The organism is Acinetobacter sp. UBA2063 (genome assembly GCF_002333245.1).
Lineage (GTDB): Bacteria > Pseudomonadota > Gammaproteobacteria > Pseudomonadales > Moraxellaceae > Acinetobacter > Acinetobacter parvus.
The window spans coordinates 9,848-13,217 of the sequence record NZ_DDAH01000194.1 but is presented as its reverse complement, the minus strand read 5'-3'; the positions used below and the strand labels follow the sequence as shown (position 1 = coordinate 13,217).

Sequence of the window (3,370 nt, the reverse complement as noted above, 5' to 3'; positions counted from 1 at the left end):
TGTGCTGGCGCTTCAGCCAAACGAATATTTCGAGGAATCACCGTATCATACAATTTTTTACCAAAATACTGCTCTAACTCTGCCGACACATCACGAGTCAGGGCATTACGGGCATCATACATGGTACGCAACACCCCAATGATTTCCAAGTTTGGATTGAGGGCTTTTTGTATACGATCAATAGTCTGTGTCAAGTCAGCCAGACCTTCCAAAGCATAATATTCACACTGCATTGGAATAATCACACCATCAACCGCTGCCAAGGCATTCACAGTGATGAGGCTTAAACTTGGGGCACAATCCACAATGATATAGTCAAATGAGGACGCGACTTCCTGTAAGGCATTTTTCAGGATAAATTCACGCCCATCCTGCTCCGCAATAGCAAGCTCTACTCCTGCAAGCTCACGGTTTGCACCCAAAACCTTATAACCCACCTCAGCCTTTTGAATGGCTGTTTCAATTGGCACTTCTCCAAGTAAAACATCCGTAATTGAATAAAGAAGATCATTCTTCTGAACACCAGACCCCATAGTGGCATTACCCTGTGAATCCATATCGACCAGCAGGACACGTTTTTTCAAAATTGCCAAAGATGCGGCAAGATTCACTGCGGTTGTGGTTTTCCCTACACCACCTTTCTGGTTTGCAATTGCAATAATTTGAGCCATGACTACCCTTAATATTTTTTATTGAATACGTTGAAGTAACAGTAAATGACGCTGTTCATCTAATCTTGGTACACGAAGTTCGATCACCGTACATGAATATTGATCTTTGATTTGCTCAACTTCGTCGGTTGGAATTAAGCCTTTCATTGCGGCAATAATGCTCTGTTTATGCATATAAGGTTGTGCAGCATCGACAAAGTCAGTCAGGGAGGCAAAGGCCCGACTTGTAATGACATCGAAATGACCAAGCTCGTTAATACTGTCTTCATTTTCTACACGTGTTTGCACTGCAATTACATTTGTCAGCTTTAGATCAGCAATAAACTGTTTTAAAAAACGAATTTTTTTACCATTGGAATCCAGAAGCACACAGGAACGTTCTGGTTGACATAAGGCAATGATCATGCCTGGCATGCCACCACCCGTTCCCACATCCAGCAAACGGCCCTGAGGCAAATCATTCAGGATACTCAGGCTATCCAGTAAATGTTTCACCAGCATTTCTTTAGGATCACGAATGGCGGTCAGATTGTAGGCCTTATTCCATAGCACCAAAGCATCTTGATATTTCAATAAGAGTGTTAAGGCCTCATCACTCAGGTTTAAACCCAAAGCCTGGCTACCTTGCTTTAATTCTTGAAAAAAAGGATGCATAGCGGTGTAACATCTCGATAAACTTGCCGTGCAGTATACCGATTTCTGATACAAGGCACAGTAGGACTTGTTGAACGATTATGCAGTTAAACAGTGGCAAACATGATAAACTGCACAATCCTGTAGGCTTTTGTCTTTTTCCATACCAATCAAACAAAGACAATGACCTACTACGAAAACTTATTTTGCTTAATTTGTTGATCTAGCTGCTCCAAACGTTCAGGTGTGCCAACATCCACCCAAATCCCTTGTAATTTTTCAGCCGAAACCTGCTGTTGCTGCATTGCCTGTTTTAACAATGGCGCCAAAGGTCGCTTGCCATTTTCCAAGCCAACAAACATCCGCGGATGAAGCACAGCAATACCGCTATAGGTTAATGCTTCGCCCAACTTTTCCTGTTCAAAGGTATAAGCCAGCCCGTTAGAAAGGATAAAATCACCCTTTAAATGTTGTGGGGGATTTTCCACCAAGACCAAATGTGCCTGCTGCTCACCTAACTGAACATCTAATAATGAAGCAAAATCCATGGTGGTCCAGACATCTCCATTTACCAGAATGAATGGCTCATCACCCAACAATGGCAAGGCATTGATGATTCCACCTGCGGTTTCAAGACCCTCACCCTCATGTGACCATAGGATTTTGACACCGAATTGAGAACCATCACCCAGTGCATTCGCCAGTTTTTCGCCTAGCCATGCGGTATTGATGACGATTTCAGTCACACCAATTTTTTGCAATTTCTCGATGTGCCAAACAATCAATGGCTTGCCACCCACTTCAAGTAAAGGTTTTGGGGTATGTAAAGTCAATGGACGCATACGATTGCCGAGACCCGCAGCAAGAATCATGGCTTTCATTAGGCTACCACCTCATAGTCACCATATTTTGCAGTAAATTTAGGCATGACCACATCACGAATAAACTGCATAAAGTCATTCAATTCGTCGTAACCTTGGCTTTCTTCAAGCAAATACCACATCACACGCGGTAAATCTTTTAAATAACCCGATTTACCATCACGCTCAAACAAACGCACGAAGATACCCAAAATTTTAAGGTGACGTTGAATCGCCATTAAATCAGCATCACGCTTGAATTGCTTGAAACTACGGTTTTCTTTTGCTGCCGCTGGTAATAAGTTATAGAACACCTCAAACCATTCGTAGACACGCTCAGGATTCCACTGTACATAAGCATCACGGGTAATCGAGATCAGATCATAGGTATCTGCACCAATCACTGCATCCTGAAAGTCAATCACACCAAGCTCTTGCTCATGGTCGATTTTCATGAGGTTACGGCTATGAAAATCACGATGCACGATGACTTGTGGCTGATGGGTTGCTTCAATGGCAAGGAAGTCGAATGCCTGCTCAATGGTTTCAAGCTGCTGCTCTGTAGGCTGAATATTCAAGGATGGTAACATCCATTCAGTCAATAGACGCATTTCTGTCATCAGCTTTTCATAAGAATAGACAGGTAAATGATCTTTTCCATCAACCTGCTGTAACTCGATTAACTGTTTAAAGCTTTGTGCATAGTACTGGTCGACTGTCTGGTCATTCAACAAAGTGGACAACACCACATCACCAAAATCCTCAAGTAGCAACAAGCCCTGGGTTAAATCCTTGGCGACGATATGTGGCACACGAACCCCATGTCCATCAAAGAACTCATCAATATTCACAAATGGAACACAGTCTTCTTTTTCAGGTGGCGCATCCATGAGCATATAGGTTTTGTTTTGTAACTTGATTCGCGCATAACGGCGAAAGCTTGCATCTCCTGCCAAAAAACTGATCTCAAATTGATCGGACTGAAGAACGGCTTGAAGCCAAGTTTGTATCAATTGTTCACGTTGTGTATTCATTTGCAATAAAATCTAAAACTAGCTGAGATTTTGAAAGCTTAAGTGTAGCCACTTATCAACTTTTTCTCTATGATGCGACAATAATTAATTGTGAATTAGCGTACTGGTTAATGAGACAATGAAACATCAGTTTAAATTTAATCCTTTAGCAACAGCAATTTTGACACTTTTG

General features: G+C 42.0%; 3 protein-coding genes and 1 pseudogene. All 4 read right to left on the bottom strand.

The window, feature by feature from the left end; translation table 11 throughout:
* A pseudogene (locus tag B4H32_RS09425) lies at positions 1-671 on the bottom strand (ParA family protein); the annotation flags it as partial.
* Between the two features lie 18 nt (positions 672-689).
* The gene (gene rsmG, locus B4H32_RS09420; RefSeq protein WP_286802576.1) at positions 690-1,325 is read right to left on the bottom strand and encodes a 16S rRNA (guanine(527)-N(7))-methyltransferase RsmG; all 636 of its coding nucleotides are present in this window, start codon (positions 1,323-1,325) and stop codon (positions 690-692) included.
* A 170-nt stretch (positions 1,326-1,495) separates the two neighbouring features.
* A complete protein-coding gene (gene murU / locus B4H32_RS09415; RefSeq protein ID WP_286802574.1) occupies positions 1,496-2,185 on the bottom strand; it encodes an N-acetylmuramate alpha-1-phosphate uridylyltransferase MurU in 690 nt (229 codons plus the stop codon).
* The gene (locus B4H32_RS09410) at positions 2,185-3,198 is read right to left on the bottom strand and encodes an aminoglycoside phosphotransferase family protein (RefSeq protein WP_286802572.1); all 1,014 of its coding nucleotides are present in this window, start codon (positions 3,196-3,198) and stop codon (positions 2,185-2,187) included. Before B4H32_RS09410 ends, murU begins: the two co-directional genes overlap by 1 nt.
* Positions 3,199-3,370 lie beyond the last annotated feature (172 nt).